The 846-nt window shown below is 56.1% G+C and carries 1 protein-coding gene; it reads left to right on the top strand.

Annotated elements, in window-relative coordinates; all coding sequences use genetic code 11:
• Window positions 1-59: 59 nt before the first annotated feature.
• Window positions 60-846: IS21 family transposase (gene istA, locus JET16_RS29770; RefSeq protein WP_199624867.1), on the top strand; the 787-nt coding region annotated here is incomplete at its 3' end.

The raw sequence follows: 846 nt of genomic DNA, 5'->3' as shown, positions 1-846 counted from the left end.
ACGGCACTTGAAAATTCCCCATAATCGGCACACAATCTCCCCATCGGGGGAGAGACATCATGATCAGAAATGGGGAATTCTACGTGCTGCAACATATGAAGCGGCAAGGAATGAGTACCACCCAAATTGCCGAAGAATTGGGCAGAGACCGCAAGACCATCAGCAAGTGGCTGAAGGAGGACGGCCCGAAAGCGTACGAGCGCCAAAAACGTCAGCCTAGTATCTTAGAGCCGTTCAAAGCGTACATTCTCAGCCGGATGGAAGAAGGTTGCCTGAACGCCGTGGTCTTGTATGACGAAATCAAAGCCAAGGGTTACAACGGCCAAATCCGGCTCGTGCGCTCCTTCATGGAACCCCATCGACCGGCGGTGCTGAGCAAGGCCACCGAGCGTTACGAAACGCCGCCAGGCAAGCAGGCGCAAGTGGATTGGGGACATTTCAAGGCCGACTGGAACGGTGGCGTCAAACGGTTGTACGCCTTTGTCATGGTGCTCGGCCACTCTCGCATGATGTACCTCGAGTTTACGGAAGATGAGCGCCTGGACACCCTCATGGGCTGTCACCTTAGAGCGATGCAGTACTTCGGCGGTCGCCCGGATACGATGCTGTACGACAACATGAAAACGGTCGTACAAGGACAGGACGAGCAGGGCCACCCGCTATGGAACGAACGCTTCGCCCGCTTTGCTGCCCATCACGGATTTCTGCTACGTCGCTGTGCTCCTTACCGGGCGCGAACCAAAGGCAAAGTGGAGAACGGCGTCGGCTATGTACGCAAGAACTTTTGGCCGCGCGTCCGCACCTTCACGGGACTCACCGACCTAAACATACAGGCTCGCTTATGGC

The sequence above is a fragment of the Paenibacillus alkalitolerans genome, assembly GCF_016482785.1.
Lineage (GTDB): Bacteria > Bacillota > Bacilli > Paenibacillales > YIM-B00363 > Paenibacillus_AE > Paenibacillus_AE alkalitolerans.
Note: the sequence above shows the minus strand (reverse complement) of the source record. Positions and strands in the feature narration are given on the sequence as shown.